The following is a 17,179-nucleotide window of genomic DNA, read 5'->3' as shown; positions in this document are numbered from 1 at the left end:
TGCCGATGACCAAGCCGATCCTGCGCCTGCTGGGCACGCTGACGCTGCTGGCACTGGCCGCCTGCACCCCTGCCGACAAGACACCGCAGACCGCGCCCCGCACGCCCGGCGCAACCGCCAGCAGCGACGGCGACGCCCAAGATGCGGCCAGCGCCGCCGGCACCGCCCTCGTCACCGCGGCCGCGCGGCCCTCGCCCGCCGCACGCACGGCGGCGGAGTTCGACACCACCACCCGCGAGCAGAGGGCCGCCGCCGCCGCCCCGCCCACGACGGGGGAGCGCCGGCTGGGCACCACCATCGCCTCGCTGGGCGACCCGTCGCAACCCGGGTTCTGGATCAAGACTCCGCTGACGAAAACCGAGGCCGACGGCCGCATCGTGAACCCGGCGAACGGCAAATCCGCCAAGGTGCGCCTGATCCCGCTGGACGGGCCGGCCAGCGGCGGCAGCCAGGTCTCGTTGCCGGCCTTGCAGCTGATCGGCGTCAGCCTGACCGACCTGCCCACCATCGAGGTCTATGGCAGCTGACCGCCCCGGGCAGCATCGCGGTTTTCCGGCAGCCACCGTCCGGCCTCGCGCCGGGCAAAGGGTTTCAGGCGCGCGCCATCTGCCGCCAGCCAGTCGCGCACGCGCTGGGGATCGTGCTTGGACAATTCGCGCAACCACCAGCCGATGGCCTTTTGCACGAACCATTCCCGGTCGTCGGCCAGTCGGGCCAGCCAGGACAGCACCCGCTCGCGCCGCTCCAGATCCTCCGGCTTGGGGTTGCGGAGATGCGTCCAGGGCAGCGTGCCGACCAGCGCCGCGCGCCGCACCCAGAAGCTCGGATGCTCCAGCCAGGGCTCGACTTCATCCAGCCGCGCGGGCTGGGCCAGCAGCCGCCGCTCACCCGCCTTCATGGCGTGGTCGGCGATCGCCCAGGCGTCGAATTGCGGCACCCAGCCGGCAATCAGCCGCCAGACTTCCTCATCGGGCCGGATGCGCGCCTGGGTCAGCAGCTTCGCCGCCGCGATCCGCGCCTCATGCACATCGCTGTCCCACAGCCGCCGCGCCAGATCGACCCGCGCCGGCACGTCCAGCCCGGCCCGCCAGCCGCGCGCAAGCGCGTCGATCACCGGCACCGCCACGCCCAGATAGGGCCGCACCGTCTTGTGATAGGCCGCCATCTCCGCCGCCTTGCCGGCATCGCCCAACGCCTTCAGCTCATCCAGTTCCCGCATCGTCTCCGCTGTCCAATACCTCCGGAGCCGGCCGATCTGCGGCCCCGTGCAGGGCATAATCCGCCCCGCTGGCGAAAAGAAGCAATGAAAAAGGGGCGACGCCAGAGAGAGACGCCGCCCCAGTCGAATACGCCAAGAGGGAAACCTGACGATGGGAAGCCAACGCCGCAAATGCCGATCCGGTTCATCACAATTCCTCGATCCCCGGCACGGGCCGGCACCGGCTTGCGTTGGCCCGGCAAAAGCGCAAGCCTGCATCCGACCGGAATGGAAGGAGCCACGCCATGAACAAGCCTGCGACCGACCTGAAGATGCTGCTGAAAGACCCCGCGCTGCTCGAGACCCGCGCCTATGTCGCCGGCGAGTGGATCGACGCCGATGACGGCAAGACCTTTCCGGTGGTGAACCCGGCGCGCGGCGACGTGATCGCCGAGGTCGCCGACCTGAGCCGGGCCGAGGTCGGACGCGCCATTGCGGCCGCCGCCGAGGCGATGAAGGGCTGGGCCGCCCGCACCGCCAAGGACCGCGCGCAGATCATGCGCAAATGGTTCGACCTGATGATGGAAAACCAGGACGACCTGGGCAAGATCCTGACCGCCGAACAGGGCAAGCCCCTGCCCGAGGCCAAGGGCGAAATCGCCTATGGCGCCAGCTTCATCGAATGGTTCGGCGAGGAGGCGAAGCGCATCTATGGCGAGACCATCCCCGGCCACCAGCCCGACAAGCGCCTGACGGTGATCCGCCAGCCGATCGGCGTGGTCGGCTCGATCACGCCATGGAACTTCCCGAACGCGATGATCACCCGCAAATGCGGCCCGGCCATCGCTGCGGGGTGCGGATTCGTCGGCCGCCCCGCCGCCGAAACGCCGCTTTCGGCCCTGGCGCTGGCGGTGCTGGCCGAGCGCGCGGGCGTGCCCAAGGGACTGTTCAGCATCGTGACCTCGTCGCGCTCCTCGGATATCGGCAAGGAGTTCTGCGAGAACCCGCTGGTCCGCAAGCTGACCTTCACCGGCTCGACCGAGGTCGGGCGCATCCTGCTGCGCCAGGCCGCCGACCAGGTGCTGAAATGCTCGATGGAACTGGGCGGCAACGCGCCCTTCATCGTTTTCGACGATGCCGATCTCGACGCGGCGGTCGAGGGCGCCATGGCGTCGAAATTCCGCAACAACGGCCAGACCTGCGTCTGCGCCAACCGCATCTATGTCCAGGCCGGGGTCTATGACGAATTCGCGAAACGGCTGGCGACGGCGGTGGACAAGCTGCGCGTCGGCGACGGGCTCGAGCAAGGCGTGACCACCGGTCCGCTGATCAACCGGGATGCGGTCGAGAAGGTGCAGGAGCATATCCAGGACGCCGTCGAGGGCGGCGCCACCGTGGTCACCGGCGGCAAGCCGCGCGAGGGGCTGTTCTTCGACCCGACCGTCGTCACCGGCATCACCGACAAGATGAAGGTGGCGACCGAGGAGACCTTCGGCCCGCTGGCGCCGCTGTTCCGGTTCGAGACCGAGGAGGAGGCCATCGAGCGCGCCAATGCCACCATCTTCGGGCTGGCCTCGTATTTCTATGCCCGCGACATCGGCCGCATCACCCGGGTGCAGGAGGCGCTGGAATACGGCATCGTCGGGGTGAACACCGGCATCATCTCGACCGAGGTGGCGCCTTTCGGCGGCGTCAAGCAATCCGGCCTCGGCCGCGAGGGCTCGCGCCACGGCATCGAGGATTACCTGGAGATGAAATACATCTGCCTGTCGATCTGACCGGCGAAAAAAGAACCCCCGGAGCCTGGCTCCGGGGGCTGCGGGATCAGTGATCCTCGTCCTCGTCGTCATCCGCATCGGGCAGGTTGAAGAAGCTATCCGCATCCAGGTTGTCGTCCTGCTCGGGCTCTTCGTCATCCTTGCTGAGGCTGAAATTCTCCAGCCCGGCGATCGAGGATGGCAGGCGCGGCTCGTCCGACATGGCCAGCGAGGTTTCGGTGGACAGCAGCTTGCGGCGCTCGTCGTCGGTCATGGCCCCGCCCTCAGCAGCCTTTTTCTTGGCCGCCTTCTGCACGGCGGCGTCCAGTTCGGACTGCCGGCACAGGCCCAGCGCCACCGGGTCGATGGGCTGCATGTTCTGGATGTTCCAATGCGTACGCTCGCGGATCGAGGCGATGGTCGGCTTGGTGGTGCCGACCAGCTTGGCGATCTGCGCATCGGCCAGTTCCGGGTGGAACTTGACCAGCCACAGGATGGCGTTCGGCCGGTCCTGCCGCTTGCTCAGCGGGGTGTAGCGCGGCCCGCGGCGCTTTTCCTCGCCTTCGGCCGCAGGATTGTGCTTGAGCTTCAGCTTGTAGCGCGGATCCTTCTGGCCCTTCTCGATCTCGGAGGCGTCGAGCTGGTTCGAGGCGACCGGGTCGAAGCCCTTGACGCCCACGGCTACGTCGCCGTCGGCGATGCCCTGGACCTCGAGCTCGTGCATGCCGCAGAAATCGGCAATCTGCTTGAAGCTCAGCGTCGTGTTATCGACCAGCCAGACGGCGGTGGCCTTGGCCATCAGCGGCTTGTTCATGACCTTCTCCTTAACAATATCTCTACCGGCCGGGGAAAACGGCTTTCGGCGGCTGCCATTCCATTTTCGGGGGATTGACCGGCTATATAGGGCCGGAAGGGGCCAAAATAAAGCCTGAAATTCGTGGCGCAGGGCAAAGACCGACGCTAGGCTTGCCGCCATGACACTGCCTGCCCTGATCGCGCTTCTGCTGTTCGCCCCCGCCGCCCTGGCCCAGGACATCGGCGGGCGGTTCGACTATTATGTCCTGTCGCTGAGCTGGTCGCCCAGTTGGTGCCGCAACGAGGGGAATGCCGAGCAATGCGCGACCGGGCGGCGCCTGGGTTTTGTCGTCCATGGCCTCTGGCCGCAATATGAGAGCGGCTGGCCCGAAGACTGCCGGACCGATGCCCGCGATCCCTCGCGCCGCGAGACCCGGGCCATGGCGGATGTGATGGGATCGGGCGGGCTGGCCTGGCATCAATGGAAAAAGCACGGCCGCTGTTCGGGCCTGTCCGCACAGGACTATTTCGCCCTGACCCGCAAGGCCGCCGGCCGGATCACCCTGCCCGAGACATTGCGTCAGTTCGACCGCGACGTGACCCTGCCCGCGAAGCGGGTGGAAGACGCCTTCATCGAAGCCAATCCCGAGCTTGTACGCGACAGCATCACCGTGACCTGCCGGGATCGCGCGCTGCAGGAGGTCCGCATCTGCCTGACCCCCTCGCTTGAGCCCCGCGCCTGCGCCCCGGACATTAGGCGCGATTGCTCGGGCCGCTTCCTGATGCCGGCGCCGCGATAACGGGACGGTCGCGATGCCTCCGGCGGGGATATTTCGACACGAAAGAAGCCGTTAACCGAATCGCAAGGATTTTCTGCCAGCCTGGCATTACGGAACAGGCGGGGACGCCGATGGCCGTCACGGAAGAAGCCACACCCCAGCCTTCAGCTCCGGCGGGCGGGGTGTGTGCTTTTCTTTCGTGTCGAAATATCCCCGCCGGAGGCCCCAGACCGTGCCAAGGCCCCGAACGGCTCAAGGCGCGGTCGAGACCTGCAACAGGATCTTGCCGATATGGCCGCTTCCCTCCATGTGGCGATGCGCCTGGGCCGCCTCGCGCATTGGGAAGGTGCTGTCGATCAGCGGACGCACCGCCCCGGCCTCGATCAGCGGCCAGAGACGCTCCTGCAATTCCCGCGCAATGCGCGCCTTGGCCAGATCGGATTGCGGCCGCAGGGTCGAGCCCGTCACCGACAGCCGCCGGGTCATGATCTGGGCGAAGTTGATCTCGGCCTTGGGGCCGGCGAGGAAGGCGATCATCGCCAGCCGGCCATCATCGGCGAGGCACCTGATATTGCGGGCGATGTAGTCGCCGCCGACCATGTCCAGAATCAGGTCGGCGCCGCCCGCCTTGCGCAGCACGGCGACGAAATCCTCCTCGCGATAGTTGATCGCGCTGGCACCCAGCTTTTCGCAGGCCGCGCATTTCTCGGCCGAACCCGCCGTCGCCCAGACCCTGGCGCCCAGTGCCCGCGCGGCCTGGATCGCCATGGTGCCGATGCCCGAAGAGCCGCCATGCACCAGGAAACGCTCGCCCGGCTGCAAGCCGCCGCGCATGACCACATTGGACCAGACCGTGAAGGCGGTTTCCGGCAGCGCCGCGGCGGCGCGCAGCGACAGTCCCTCGGGGATCGGCAGGGCGTGCTCGGCTGGACATGTCGCATATTCCGCATAGCCGCCACCCGGAAGCAGGGCGCAGACCCGGTCGCCCGGCTTCCACCGCGTGACCCCCGGGCCCACGGCCGCCACCTCCCCGGCACATTCCAGCCCCGGCAGGTCCGATGCCCCCGGCGGCGGCGCATAGGAACCGGCGCGTTGCAGCACATCGGGACGGTTCACCCCGGCCCAGGCCACGCGGATCAGGATCTGGCCATGTCCGGCCACCGGCACCGGCCGCGTCGCCATCCGCAGCACCTCGGCCCCGCCCGGGGATGAAATCTCGACCGCCTGCATCACATCGGGTATCACCCATCGCCTCCTTCTGCCCAGGCGCGCGGCTTCGCGCGCGACGCTCCGGGCAGATTGCGATTTTCCGGCCGCCTGATCCAGCCCGTAGCGAGCCCGGTCACTGCCGAGACCCCGGGCAACGCGCCGACCCGCTCCTTGAGGCTTTCGAAACGCATCACCCCCTCGATGCGGCGGTCCAGGAACCGGCGCGTCTCCTCGGCCTCGGGCGAATCGTCGCCCAGCCAATAGAGCACCGTCGCGCCATAGACCGCCGAAAGCGTCGCGCGCTTGGAATACCAGTTCACGTCCTCGGAACGGTCGCCGAGCCCGTCCCAGATCGCATCGGCCGTCTCCCAGATCAGCCGCGCACCCAGCGCCGCGTTCTGCGGCAGCGCCAGCACCGTCGCCCCCGCCCGTGCGAGTTCGCGGCTGCTGAACGACAGCCGCTGCATCACCGCCGCCGAGACGCGGTCGCGAAACCGCCCCTCGGGCGGGTGTGCGGCCAGCCAGTCACGCAGCGCCTGATCGCCCCGGCGATGATAGGCGGCGGCAAGATCCGCGCCGCCGCGCGGCAGATGCACCCGCGCCAGCGCCGGGTTCATGCCGATGTCGCGCGCGCCCTCGGCAATCGCCTTTTCGCCCATGCCCTCGAAGATGACATGGGACAGGGCGGCCTCGATCAGCCGCTCACGGTCATCCGTCATGACACTCTCCTTTTTCTTCGTGCAGCGCCGGTCCGGAAAATCTGGACAAAGCCGATTCGGCTTGCTAGAAGGCCGCGTCCTGCAAATCAGCTCAACTTTAACCTAGGAAGGTGGTGACAACCACATGCAGGTAAGTGTTCGCGACAACAACGTCGAACAGGCGCTTCGTGCTCTGAAGAAGAAACTTCAGCGCGAGGGGGTGTTCCGTGAAATGAAGCTCAAGCAGCATTTCGAGAAACCCTCGGTCAAGAAGGCCCGTGAAAAGGCCGAGGCCGTCCGCCGCGCCCGCAAGCTGGCGCGCAAGAAAGCGCAACGCGAAGGCGCGCTGTAAGACGAGCGACACGTTCGTTTCAGGAAAACCCCCGTGCCCATGCGCGGGGGTTTTTCATTCACACCGGCAGCGCCGTGGTGAAGGCCACCGTGCGCAGCGAGAAGGACGAATGCATCTGCTGCACCCCCGGCAGCTTGGCCAGCCGCTGGCGGTGGATGCGGGCGAAATCGTCGGTATCCTGAGCCACCACCTTCAGCAGGTAATCCGCCGAACCGGCCATCAGGTGGCATTCCAGCACATCCGGGATGGTGCGCACGGCGCGCTCGAAAGCCTCCAGCAACTCGTCGGCCTGGCCGGAAAGCGTGATCTCGACAAAGACCGTGGTCGGGCGCTCCAGCTTGCGCGCGTCGAGCAGCGCGACATAGCCGCGGATCACCCCGGCCTCCTCCAGCCGCTGTACGCGGCGATGGCAGGCGCTGGGGGACAGCCCGACCTCGTTCGCGAGATCGGCATTGGTCATGCGCCCGTCGCGTTGCAGGACGGAGAGAATGCGGCGATCCGTTGCGTCAAGCTCGATCATCTGGACGGTCCCTGTCTCGCGGGCGCCGGACGGCGCCGGTTTCTTCGACCATAGCGCCGCTGGGGGCCGGACATAAGCGAAATCCGTCTGGCCGAAACGACAAGGGCGCGACCCGGAGGCCGCGCCGCTGCATTGCCGAATGGCAGGATCTCAGGCGCGGCGGGCGCGCAGCTCGTCGCGGATCTCCATCAGCAGTTCCTCCTGCGTAGGCCCGGCCGGAGCGGCGGCCTCGGCCTCTTTCTTGCGGGTGGCGGCGCTTTGCACCCTGTTCACCGCCTTGACCAGCAGGAACACCGCCCAGGCGATGATCAGGAAGTTGATGACCGCCGACAGGAAGGCGCCATAGGCAAAGACCGAGGCGCCGGAATCGCGCGCCACCTGCAAGCTGGCGCCTGGCGGAACCTCGCCCTTGAGCACCAGGTAATGCCCGCTGAAATCCGTGCCGCCGGTCAGCAGGCCGATGATCGGGTTGATCAGGTCGGCGACCAGCGAATTCACGATCGCCGTGAAGGCCGCGCCGATGATGATGCCGACGGCAAGGTCAATGACATTGCCCCGGGCGATGAATTCCTTGAACTCCTTGAACATGGGCTTACCTTTCCCAGCCTGTTGCGCGTGTTCCGGCGAAGGCTGCCACATCACGCTAACTCCTTGCAACATGAGACAGGACTGGACAGGAAACGACATGACGGCACTTTCCGATTTCCCGATCACCCGGCGCTGGCCGCCGCGGCGACCCGACGTCATCCAGCTTTACACGCTGAACACGCCGAACGGCATCAAGACCTCGGTCATGCTGGAGGAATGCGGGCTGGACTACGACGCCCACCGCATCAGCATCGGCGATCCCGAGGACCAGTTCACCCCGGAATTCCTGTCGCTGAACCCCAACAACAAGATTCCGGCGATGATCGACCCGAACGGGCCGGACGGCAAGCCCATGGGCCTGTTCGAGACCGGCGCCATGCTGATCTATCTGGGCGACAAGACCGGCAAGTTCCTGCCCGCTTCGGGTACTGCGCGCTATCACACCATCCAGTGGCTGATGTGGCAGATGGGCGGCGTCGGGCCGATGTTCGGCCAGGTCGGCTATTTCCACCGCTACAAGGGCAGCGAGATCGAGGATCCCCGCCCGCGCACCCGCTATTACAACGAGGCACGGCGGTTGCTGGGCGTGCTGGACAAGCAGCTTGAGGGGCGGGACTGGATCACCGGCGAATATTCCATCGCCGACATGGCCATCGGGCCCTGGCTGCGCACGGTGCGGGTCAATTACGAGGCCGAGGCGGAAACCGGCATGGACGGCTTTGCCAATGTGCAGGCCTATCTGGAGCGTTTCCTTGCCCGCCCCGCCGTGCAGCGCGGCATCGAGGTGGGCGCGGCCTGACCGGCATCGCGGCAGGGCTTGCAACCGATGCGCAATTCATGGGCCGTCCGGGAAACATTACGGACGGTCTCATGCCTTTTATCGAGTATAACGGAAAACGCATCCTTTTCATCCACATCTCCAAGACCGGCGGCACTTCGACCGAGAACTGGATGCAGGGCATCGCGCCGCTACGCCTGTTCAGCCAGGGCATTCCTGCGGCGATGAAATCCACGCCCCAGCATCTGCGCATACAGGACATCCGTACGCTTCTGGGCGAGGGATATTTCGACCATGCGCTGACGGCGGCGCGCAATCCCTACGACCGCATCGCCAGCGAATACCGGATGCGGGTGCATCTGGCGAAGGAGAGTTTCTTCAAGGGGCTGCCCACCTTCTCGCTCTGGCTGGAGGATTGGCTCAACCGCCAGAAACGCGCGCCTTTCTGCCTCGACAACCACCTGCGCCCGCAATGGGAGTTCCTCGGCAGCGAGGTCGAGATATTCCGGTTCGAGGATGGGTTGCAGGCCCCGGTCGCGCGCATGGCGGAATGGCTGGGGATCGCCCCGCCCGAAAGCCTGTCGCATGATTTGCGGTCCGACCCGCTGGAGATCGCCTGGGACCAGGTGGACCGGATCCGGGTGCGCGACCATTACGCCCGCGATTTCGAAGTGCTGGGCTATTACACCGATTGAACCGAAGGCTGCCGCGAAATGACACGGCCGGGGCGTGAACCCCGGCCTTGCAGACCAGGTGCAGCCGCCTCAACTCCGCAGCACGCCGCCGGTGGCCTTGCTCACCTTCTCGACGATCTTGGCGCTGACGGCCTCGATCTCGGCATCGGTCAGGGTCTTTTCCCGCGGCTGGAGCCGCGCGGTGATGGCGATGGATTTCTTGCCGCCCTCCAGCCCGGTGAACTGGTCGAAGACCGTCACCCGCTCGATCAGGGCCTTGTCCGCGCCCGCCGCGGCGTTCACCAGCGTCAGCGCCTCGACCTGCGCATCCACGACAAAGGCGAAGTCGCGTTCGACCGCCTGCAAATCCGACAGCACCAGCGCCGGGCGCGAGGGCGTCCTGACCTTGGGCAGCGGCACGGCGGCGATGCGGACGGTAAAGCCGACCGCCGCGCCCTTGATGCCGAAATGCCGCAGCACGCGGGGGTGTATCTCCCCGAATGTCGCCAGCGCGTTCGGCCCCAGCGCGATGTTGCCGGCCCGGCCCGGATGCCACCAGCCGTCCAGCTTGCGGGTGATCTGCGCCTTGGCCGGCGCGCCGATGGCCTGCAAGACCGCCTCGGCATCGGCCTTGGCGTCATAGATATCCACCTTGCGGCGCGAGCCATAAGGATCGCGCGCCGCGCTCGCGCCAACCAGGATGCCCGAGAGATGCAGATCCTGCTCGCCCGGCTCGCCGCCATGGAAGACCGGGCCGCATTCGAACAGCGCCAGATCGGCAAAGCCGCGCGCCTGGTTGCGTGCCGCCGCCGCCAGCAGGCCCGGCAAGAGGTCGGGGCGCATATGCGTCATCTCGCTGCTGATCGGGTTCTCGATCCTGACCGCGTCAGAGCCGCCGCCGAACAGCGCGGCGGCCGATCTGTCGATGAAGCTGTAGGTGACGCATTCGTTATAGCCCAGGCTCGCCGCGATGCGCCGCGCCGCCTGTTCGCGGCGTTGCAAGGGCGTCAGCACCGGCTGCGGCACGCCCGCCTGCGGACGCGGCAGCGGCTGACCTTGCAGCCTGGTCAGCGAGGCGATGCGCGCCACCTCCTCGACCAGATCGGCGCTGCCCTGCACGTCGGGGCGCCAGCTGGGGACATAAGCCTGGTCGCCCTCCAGCCGGAAGCCCAAGGCCGCCAGGGTCGCACGCTGCTCGGCTTCGGGTATGTCCATGCCGACCAGGCTGCTGACCCGCGCCGGCTCCAGCCGGTAGCTGCGGCTGGTGTCGGGCACCGCGCCTGCCGTCACCACCTCGGAGGCCTCGCCGCCGCAAAGCTCCAGGATCATCTGTGTCGCCAGTTCCAGCCCCGGCCGGGTGAAGGCCGGGTCCACGCCGCGCTCGAAGCGGTATCGGGCATCGGAGTTGATCTTCAGCGCCCGGCCAGCCGTGGCGATGGCGATGGGGTCCCAATAGGCGCTTTCCAGAAAGACGTTGACCGTCCCATCCGAGCAGCCGCTATGCTCGCCGCCCATGATGCCGGCGATGCTTTCGGGGCCGGCCTCGTCGGCGATGATCATGGTGCCGGGCGCGAAGGCATAGGTCTTGCCGTCCAGCGCCAGCAGTTCCTCGCCCTCGACCGAGGGGCGCACGATCAGGTTGCCCCTGACCTTGTCGGCGTCGAAGACATGCAGCGGCCGGTTCAGGTCGAAGGTGAAAAGGTTGGTGATGTCCACCAGCGCATTGATCGGCCGCAGCCCGATGGCGGTCAGCCGCTTTTGCAGCCATTCGGGCGAGGAGCCGTTCCTGACCCCGCGGATCAGCCGACCCGAGAAGAACGGCGCCTTCTCGGCCATCTCCGGCGTGATCGCCACCTTGATCGGCGAGGGGAAGCTGCCGGGCACAGTCACGTCCTCGACCGGCTTCAGCGCGCCCAGGCCGCGCGCCGCCAGGTCGCGGGCGACACCGTGGACACCCAGCGCGTCGGGGCGGTTCGGGGTGATCTTGATCTCGATGACCGGATCAACCGCCTCGGGGCGGTTCGCGGCCAGCCAGTCAACGAACCTCTCGCCCACCTCGCCCGAGGGAAGCTCGATGATGCCGTTATGCTCGTCCGAAAGCTCCAGTTCGCGTTCCGAGGCCATCATGCCATGGCTCTCGACGCCGCGGATCTTGCCGACGCCCAGGGTCACGTCGATGCCGGGGACGTAATCGCCGGGCTTGGCCAGCACCACGGTGATGCCGGCGCGGGCATTGGGAGCGCCGCAGACGATCTGCTTCTCGCCCTCGTCCGTCAGCACCTTGCAGACCCGCAGCCTGTCGGCATCAGGATGCTGCTCGGCATGCAGAACCTTGGCCAGCGTGAAGGCCTTCAGCTTGGCAGCCGGATCGGTCACGCCCTCGACCTCGAGGCCGAGATCGGTCAGCGCCTCGGTGATCTCGTCGAGGCTGGCGGTCGTGTCGAGATGCTCCTTGAGCCAGGAGAGGGTGAATTTCATGTCGCGGCTCCGCGGGTTCGGGCGTCGGTTTGCGCGTCCCTTAGCGCATGGCGCGGCGGATTGGTAGGGTGGTGCCGCCCGGATGCGGATTTGCCGGCATTCGCCGAGGATCGCGGCGCGACGGACCTCCTCCGTCCGCCGGCAAGCCCTTGTCCCGGCGCCGCTTCGACCTATATGTGAATGGCATTAACATGGAAGGACCGATGGACACGCAACGGGAACTGCTGATCGAACAGAGGGTCGCAAATGACGCGAAATCGCCGCTGGTGGCCTACTTGCTGGCGATTCTGCTCTGGGGCTTCGGCGCGCATCGGATGTATCTGGGCCGCTGGGCCAGCGGGCTTGTCATGCTGGCGCTGTGGGGCCTGGGCTGGCTGACGGCGCCAATCCTGATCGGCTGGCCGCTGGTCGGGTTGGTCTGCCTCTGGGCGCTGATCGACCTGTTCCTGATCCCCGGCATGATCCAGGACGACAAGGACGAGATCCGCCGGCGGCTGGGCTCGGGCCTGCGCTGAGCCTTCAGCCGGTGAACAGGCCCAGGGTGACGAAAACCGCCGTCGCCGCCAGCCATGCCGGCTTGTGCCTGTGGCCGAGAATGCCGAAGCCCAGGCAGGGTGCGGCGAGGAACCACGGCCAGTGCCGCGCCAGCCCCGGTGCGGCGCCGCTGATCCAGCCCGGCGCCATCAACGCCAGGAAATAGCCGATCAGCGCCAGCACGCCGAAATAGCAGGCGGCGGCCAGCCCTACCTCGAGCACGGCGCGCTCGGTCCGCTCATCGTTCCAGCGATACGGGCGGGTCAGGTAACCGCGAGACAGCGTGATGACCGTCACCGCCAGGAAGGTCGCCGCGGCGATGCCGAGCACCGGCAGCAGATAGGCTTGGGTGATGGCCGAGGCGACGGTCGCCCCCTTGGTCACCCGTCCGGCATCGACAAGGCCGAACAGGCTGATCGAGGCCATGAAGGCCGAGGCATAGGCGGTGAGCGTGGTGGGGTTCGACATGCTGGCCCTTTGCTGCTGGCGTGACGGAAGACTCGCGGTCGGGCGCAAGATAGCGGCGCGCGGCGGGGCTGTCATCTGACAGGGGCGTGGGGTGCCGCGGTCGGGCTGCGGTGCAGCCTGCGGGCGATGCGGGAACGGAGGGCGGCAGACGGTGCTGGGCGTATCGGCGATCTGCGGGACGGCGCTGTGGCTGTGGCATCTGGCGCGCGATTCGCGGCAGGGGCGGCTGATCATCGTGGCGCTGTGGGGCGTGCTGCTGGCGATGAGCATGAGCGCGGGCGAGCCCTGGGTGCTGGTGATGGGCGGCGCCACGGTGATGATGGGGCTGTGGGTTTATGCGGCTTGGCGGTGGTGGTGAGCAAAGGGCAACGGGGCCGCGGGGCGGGCATGGCCGGCGGAGCTGTCGCGCGCGGAGCCGGATGCAGGCGTGACCATGCCGGGCGCGTGACGGGCCGGGACCGCGGCAAACACGGGTATTGCGGGACCGAAGCGGCATCGGCGTTGCGTCGGGCGATGGTGCTTGCTTCGGGGCCGCCTGGCGTGACCGTTCCGCTGCCGGATCAAGGGCAGCGCCCGCCCGAGGTGGGGCAAAACCTCCGCCTTGGCCGGCGGGCGGGAGTGTCCGTCGTGCCAACGGAAGGGTTGGCGCGCTGTCAGGTGGGCTGTTCGAACGGATTGCTGGCGGGTTGCTCGGCCGGCCGTTCGAAAGGAATGCTCGGCGCCGGCGTTGCGAAAGGGTTGCGGCCGTTCGGCCCCGTCTCCTTGATGCGCCAGCATTCGGAAACCATCTGCAGCGCCCGGGCACTTCCTTGCAGCGGCACCGGATACACATCGCCATTGGGAAAGATGATGCGTATTTCGCGGCCGTTTTTCATGCCGCTGAACAAGGCACCATATTCCTCGGGTTTCGGCAAAATCATCATGGTCGATGCGGTGGGAAGGAGATCGCCGGCGCGCCGGCTGTTCGACCCGGCCACGCCGAAAAATGGAACGCCATCGATATTGATCAGCACCGGACCCAGCAACTGGCCCCAGGGAAAGGCGAAATCCTCATGGTGATAAACGATATCCAGTTCGTCGCCATAGACCCGCAAGGTGATCCAGGCATTGCGGAATTCATGGGTCGCGGCGCAAGCCCTGATCGTGCCGGCACCGGAACCGTTGATATTCTCGAATTGCCAAGCAAGGGCTTGCGAAGCTGAGAGCAGCGAGAAAACTGCCAGAACGGGAATAGCGATGCCAGGCCGTTTCATGATGCACCTGCGAACCAGTCAAGGTCCGCTGATCGCAACACGGAGGCGCCAACCGTTCAAGTTAACGCCTCAAACTTGAAGGATCCCCCTCAGCCTATCGCGACAACCCACCCGCCACGCTTGGCACATCCCCCGCTGCGAAGCCGTAATGCCGCAGCCAGCGCAGGTCGCTCTCGAAGAACGCCCGCAAGTCGGGAATGCCGTATTTCAGCATGGCGATGCGGTCGATGCCCATGCCGAAGGCGAAGCCCTGCCATGCCTCGGGGTCGATGCCGCCCGCCGCCAGCACCTTGGGATGCACCATGCCCGAGCCCAGGATCTCCAGCCAGCTTTCGCCCTGGCCGATGGTCAGCTTGCCGCCCTCCCACGAGCAGCGGATATCGACCTCGGCCGAGGGCTCGGTGAAGGGGAAATGCGAGGCGCGGAACCGCAGCTCGACCTCGTCCACCTCGAAGAAGGCGCGGCAGAACTCCTCCAGCGTCCATTTCAGGTTCGCCATCGAGATGTCGCGGCCGAGCGCCAGCCCCTCGACCTGGTGGAACATCGGCGTATGGGTCTGGTCCATGTCCATGCGGTAGACCCGGCCCGGGCAGATCACCCGGATCGGCGCGCCTGTCGCCTGCATGGCGCGGATCTGCACCGGCGAGGTATGGGTGCGCAGCACATGCGGCGGGCGCGGGTCGTCCGCCGCGCGCGCCATGAAGAAGGTGTCATGCTCCTGCCGGGCGGGATGCTCGGGCGGGATGTTCAGCGCGTCGAAATTGAACCAGTCGCTTTCGATCTGCGGCCCCTCGGCGACGCGGAAACCCATGTCGGCAAAGATCGCGGTGACCTCCTCGGTCACCTGGCTGATCGGGTGGATCGTGCCTTGCGGCCGCGGCCGGCCGGGCAGGGTCACGTCCAGCCATTCCTCCTTGAGTCGCGCATCCAGCGCCGCATCCTCGAGCCCCTGCTTGCGGGCGCGCAACGCCGCGTCGATCTCGTCCTTCAGGCGGTTGAGGGCAGCGCCGGTGGTCTGGCGCTCCTCGGGCGTCATCCGGCCCAGTTCCTTCATCATGCCGCTGATCTCGCCCTTCTTGCCAAGGGCGGCCAGGCGCACCTGCTCCAGCGCGTCGCCATCGGCAGCGGTCGAGATGCGGTCGAGATAGGACTGGCGAAGGGTCGAAAGATCGGACATGGCGGGCTTTCCTTGCGGTTTGCCCGCGCCGATTAGCACGCGGGCGCCGCAGGGAAAAGCCTCAGCGGGCGAAGGTTTCCGCCACCTGTTCCGCCGGCCGGCACAGCCGCACGCCGCCGGGACCGCAGACGAAGGGCCGCTCGACCAGCAGCGGGTTCTCGACCATGGCGGCAAGAATGTCCGCGTCGCTGGCATCCAGCAGGCCGCGCGCCTCGGCATCGGTGCCCTTGGCGCGCAACGCCTGGCGCGGCGTGACATCGGCGGCTGCGAACAGGCCCAGAAGCTGGGCGCGGGTCCAGCCCTCGCGGGCATAATCGACGATCTCGGGCTCGTGCCCGGCATCGCGGATCATCTGCAAGACCTTGCGCGAGGTCGAGCAGGTCGGTTTGTGATAGATGGTGATCATGGCGCGACTTTGGCGCGGCCGGCGTGGGCTTTCAAGAGCGTTCCGCGACCTTCAACCACACCCCGCCATGCGGGCGCAGCGTCAGGATCATGCGCGGCTGCGGCTGGCGCCCGGTCAGCTCGAAGCGCAGGCGCGACACCAGCGTGGCCAGGATGATCACCGCCTCCTGCAAGGCGAAGCTGGCACCGATGCAGATGCGGGGGCCGGCACCGAAAGGAAGGAAGGCGAAGCGGTCGCGAGTCACGCCGGGGGCGAAACGCTCGGGGTCGAAGCGGTCGGGATCCTCCCAGAGCATGTGGTGGCGATGCAGCGCATAGATCGGCAGCATGATGGTGTCGCCCGGCCGAACCTCGCGCCCGCCGAGCGTGTCGTGGATGCGGGCGGTGCGCGACAGGAAGGCCGCGGGCGGGTAAAGGCGCAATGCCTCCTCGACCACCTGCCGGATATAGGTCAAGCGCGGCAGATCGGCGGCGGCCGCGGCGCGACCACCCAGCACCGTGTCCGCCTCGATGGCGGCGCGGTGCTGGACCTGCGCGTCAAAGGCCAGCAGGTAAAGCGCCCAGGCCAGCGTCAGCGCCGTCGTCTCATGCCCGGCGACGATGAAGGTCAGCAGGTTGTCGCGCAGCTCTGCCGGGGTCATGCGGCGATGGGTCTCGGGGTCCTCGCCGGCGCGCAAGAGGTCAAGCAGGTCCGGCACCGGGCGCGGGCCGGAACGCGCGCGGGCCTGGATCGCCTCGTCGGCGACGCGCTTCATCCGCCGCAGGTCGCCGCCGGAAAACAGCCGCCCCGGCCGCGGAATCCAGCCGGGCAGGCCCAGGATGTCCAGCACCGAGATCCGCGCCGCGCCGGCGATATAGGCGTCGATGGCCTGATGCACCGCGTCGCGGTCGAAACCCTCGTCGCCGGAAAAGGTCACGTCCGAGATCACCTCGAAGGTCGCCGCCACCGTCTCGGCAAAGACATCGACCGGCCCCCTGGCCGCTGCCAGCCGCCGGACCGAAGCCTCGGCGGCGGCGGTCATCACCGGGGCCAGCGCCTCGACATGGCGCTGTGCAAAGGCCGGCGCGGCGGCCAGGCGCTGCCAGCGCCAATGCGCCCCCTCGGCGACGAACATGGAACTGCCGATGGCGGGCTCCAGGATCAGCCGGGTGACGAAGGATTTCGGATAATCCTCCACCCGGTCCTTGAGCACTCGGCGCAGCGCCTCGGGGTCCATGACCATGTGCCAGCGCTTGCCGGTCCTGCCCGAGACCATGGGCTGGCGGGTGGCGATCTCGGGGATCAGTTCCAGCACATTGCGCCGCGCCGTCATGGCGCTGGCGATCACCCCCATCGGCTTGCGATGCAGGGGCACGTGGGCGGGATAACGGGGCGGGCGATCCGGAGGCATCGGCGCCAAAACCCGCCAGACCGACCGAAGTTCCCGCCGCACCCGCCAGCGGGCTTCTTTCGTGCCCAAATATCCCGGGGGAACGCCGGACCGGCCCCGTCGAGGGGCCGGTCCGGCGTGGGGGC

At 67.4% G+C, this 17,179-nt stretch carries 20 protein-coding genes; 8 read left to right on the top strand and 12 right to left on the bottom strand.

Going from position 1 to position 17,179, the window contains the following annotated elements:
- Positions 1 to 5: 5 nt before the first annotated feature.
- On the top strand, positions 6 to 527 hold the full coding sequence (locus AQY21_RS04185) for a hypothetical protein (protein WP_058096538.1): 522 nt from the start codon (positions 6 to 8) through the stop codon (positions 525 to 527).
- Here AQY21_RS04185 and AQY21_RS04180 read toward each other — a convergent pair.
- On the bottom strand, positions 515 to 1,219 hold the full coding sequence (locus AQY21_RS04180; RefSeq protein WP_058096537.1) for a DNA alkylation repair protein: 705 nt from the start codon (positions 1,217 to 1,219) through the stop codon (positions 515 to 517). The genes AQY21_RS04185 and AQY21_RS04180 overlap by 13 nt on opposite strands.
- 284 nt (positions 1,220 to 1,503) lie before the next feature.
- Here AQY21_RS04180 and AQY21_RS04175 point away from each other — a divergent pair, with 284 nt between their 5' ends.
- Positions 1,504 to 2,976, top strand: a complete 1,473-nt coding sequence (locus AQY21_RS04175; RefSeq protein WP_058096536.1) for an NAD-dependent succinate-semialdehyde dehydrogenase — start codon at positions 1,504 to 1,506, stop codon at positions 2,974 to 2,976.
- 46 nt (positions 2,977 to 3,022) lie between these two features.
- Here the strand turns inward: AQY21_RS04175 and AQY21_RS04170 are convergent, their stop codons facing one another.
- A complete protein-coding gene (locus tag AQY21_RS04170) occupies positions 3,023 to 3,769 on the bottom strand; it encodes a DUF1013 domain-containing protein (protein ID WP_058096535.1) in 747 nt (248 codons plus the stop codon).
- Positions 3,770 to 3,929: 160 nt separating this feature from the next.
- Between AQY21_RS04170 and AQY21_RS04165 the strand changes: the two genes are divergently transcribed.
- Positions 3,930 to 4,550: a ribonuclease T2 gene (locus AQY21_RS04165; RefSeq protein ID WP_058096534.1), complete on the top strand. Its 621-nt coding sequence runs from the start codon at positions 3,930 to 3,932 to the stop codon at positions 4,548 to 4,550.
- Between the two features lie 231 nt (positions 4,551 to 4,781).
- Here AQY21_RS04165 and AQY21_RS04160 read toward each other — a convergent pair whose 3' ends face one another.
- The gene (locus AQY21_RS04160; RefSeq protein WP_058096533.1) at positions 4,782 to 5,759 is read right to left on the bottom strand and encodes an NAD(P)H-quinone oxidoreductase; all 978 of its coding nucleotides are present in this window, start codon (positions 5,757 to 5,759) and stop codon (positions 4,782 to 4,784) included.
- An 11-nt stretch (positions 5,760 to 5,770) separates the two neighbouring features.
- On the bottom strand, positions 5,771 to 6,457 hold the full coding sequence (locus AQY21_RS04155) for a COQ9 family protein (protein ID WP_058096532.1): 687 nt from the start codon (positions 6,455 to 6,457) through the stop codon (positions 5,771 to 5,773).
- A gap of 124 nt (positions 6,458 to 6,581) precedes the next feature.
- Here AQY21_RS04155 and rpsU point away from each other — a divergent pair, with 124 nt between their 5' ends.
- On the top strand, positions 6,582 to 6,788 hold the full coding sequence (gene rpsU / locus AQY21_RS04150) for a 30S ribosomal protein S21 (RefSeq protein ID WP_011748553.1): 207 nt from the start codon (positions 6,582 to 6,584) through the stop codon (positions 6,786 to 6,788).
- A 58-nt stretch (positions 6,789 to 6,846) separates the two neighbouring features.
- Here rpsU and AQY21_RS04145 read toward each other — a convergent pair whose 3' ends face one another.
- Positions 6,847 to 7,305 carry an Lrp/AsnC family transcriptional regulator gene (locus AQY21_RS04145; protein WP_203416382.1) on the bottom strand — a complete coding sequence of 153 codons (459 nt, stop codon included), beginning with the start codon at positions 7,303 to 7,305 and terminating at the stop codon, positions 6,847 to 6,849.
- A gap of 153 nt (positions 7,306 to 7,458) precedes the next feature.
- A complete protein-coding gene (gene mscL / locus AQY21_RS04140; protein WP_058096530.1) occupies positions 7,459 to 7,896 on the bottom strand; it encodes a large conductance mechanosensitive channel protein MscL in 438 nt (145 codons plus the stop codon).
- Between the two features lie 97 nt (positions 7,897 to 7,993).
- Here mscL and AQY21_RS04135 point away from each other — a divergent pair, with 97 nt between their 5' ends.
- Together AQY21_RS04135 and AQY21_RS04130 are read left to right on the top strand one after the other, a co-directional pair.
- Positions 7,994 to 8,695: a glutathione S-transferase C-terminal domain-containing protein gene (locus AQY21_RS04135; protein ID WP_058096529.1), complete on the top strand. Its 702-nt coding sequence runs from the start codon at positions 7,994 to 7,996 to the stop codon at positions 8,693 to 8,695.
- A 71-nt stretch (positions 8,696 to 8,766) separates the two neighbouring features.
- Positions 8,767 to 9,369 (top strand): sulfotransferase family 2 domain-containing protein, encoded by a 603-nt coding sequence (locus AQY21_RS04130; RefSeq protein ID WP_058096528.1) that lies wholly within the window; start codon positions 8,767 to 8,769, stop codon positions 9,367 to 9,369.
- A gap of 69 nt (positions 9,370 to 9,438) precedes the next feature.
- Here the strand turns inward: AQY21_RS04130 and pheT are convergent, their stop codons facing one another.
- Positions 9,439 to 11,826 carry a phenylalanine--tRNA ligase subunit beta gene (pheT, locus tag AQY21_RS04125; RefSeq protein ID WP_058096527.1) on the bottom strand — a complete coding sequence of 796 codons (2,388 nt, stop codon included), beginning with the start codon at positions 11,824 to 11,826 and terminating at the stop codon, positions 9,439 to 9,441.
- Between the two features lie 203 nt (positions 11,827 to 12,029).
- Here pheT and AQY21_RS04120 point away from each other — a divergent pair, with 203 nt between their 5' ends.
- Positions 12,030 to 12,341 (top strand): TM2 domain-containing protein, encoded by a 312-nt coding sequence (locus AQY21_RS04120; RefSeq protein WP_058096526.1) that lies wholly within the window; start codon positions 12,030 to 12,032, stop codon positions 12,339 to 12,341.
- 4 nt (positions 12,342 to 12,345) lie between these two features.
- Here the strand turns inward: AQY21_RS04120 and AQY21_RS04115 are convergent, their stop codons facing one another.
- Positions 12,346 to 12,828, bottom strand: coding sequence for a hypothetical protein (locus AQY21_RS04115; protein ID WP_058096525.1), 483 nt, complete (start codon positions 12,826 to 12,828; stop codon positions 12,346 to 12,348).
- Positions 12,829 to 12,979: 151 nt separating this feature from the next.
- On the opposite strand from AQY21_RS04115, the gene AQY21_RS04110 reads away from it, so the two are divergent.
- Entirely contained in the window at positions 12,980 to 13,186 is a 207-nt protein-coding gene (locus tag AQY21_RS04110; protein WP_058096524.1) for a hypothetical protein, read from the top strand.
- A 295-nt stretch (positions 13,187 to 13,481) separates the two neighbouring features.
- Here the strand turns inward: AQY21_RS04110 and AQY21_RS04105 are convergent, their stop codons facing one another.
- The 4 genes from AQY21_RS04105 to AQY21_RS04090 form a co-directional block, all read right to left on the bottom strand.
- On the bottom strand, positions 13,482 to 14,081 hold the full coding sequence (locus AQY21_RS04105) for a hypothetical protein (RefSeq protein WP_058096523.1): 600 nt from the start codon (positions 14,079 to 14,081) through the stop codon (positions 13,482 to 13,484).
- A gap of 94 nt (positions 14,082 to 14,175) precedes the next feature.
- Positions 14,176 to 15,258, bottom strand: coding sequence for a phenylalanine--tRNA ligase subunit alpha (pheS, locus tag AQY21_RS04100; protein WP_058096522.1), 1,083 nt, complete (start codon positions 15,256 to 15,258; stop codon positions 14,176 to 14,178).
- A gap of 61 nt (positions 15,259 to 15,319) precedes the next feature.
- Positions 15,320 to 15,664: an arsenate reductase family protein gene (locus AQY21_RS04095; RefSeq protein WP_058096521.1), complete on the bottom strand. Its 345-nt coding sequence runs from the start codon at positions 15,662 to 15,664 to the stop codon at positions 15,320 to 15,322.
- 31 nt (positions 15,665 to 15,695) lie between these two features.
- A complete protein-coding gene (locus tag AQY21_RS04090) occupies positions 15,696 to 17,054 on the bottom strand; it encodes a cytochrome P450 (RefSeq protein WP_058096520.1) in 1,359 nt (452 codons plus the stop codon).
- Between the last annotated feature and the right edge of the window lie 125 nt (positions 17,055 to 17,179).

It is taken from the genome of Paracoccus sp. MKU1, assembly GCF_001447385.1.
Lineage (GTDB): Bacteria > Pseudomonadota > Alphaproteobacteria > Rhodobacterales > Rhodobacteraceae > Paracoccus.
The sequence above is the reverse complement of the archived record's forward strand: the minus strand, read 5'-3'. Positions and strand labels throughout refer to the sequence as shown.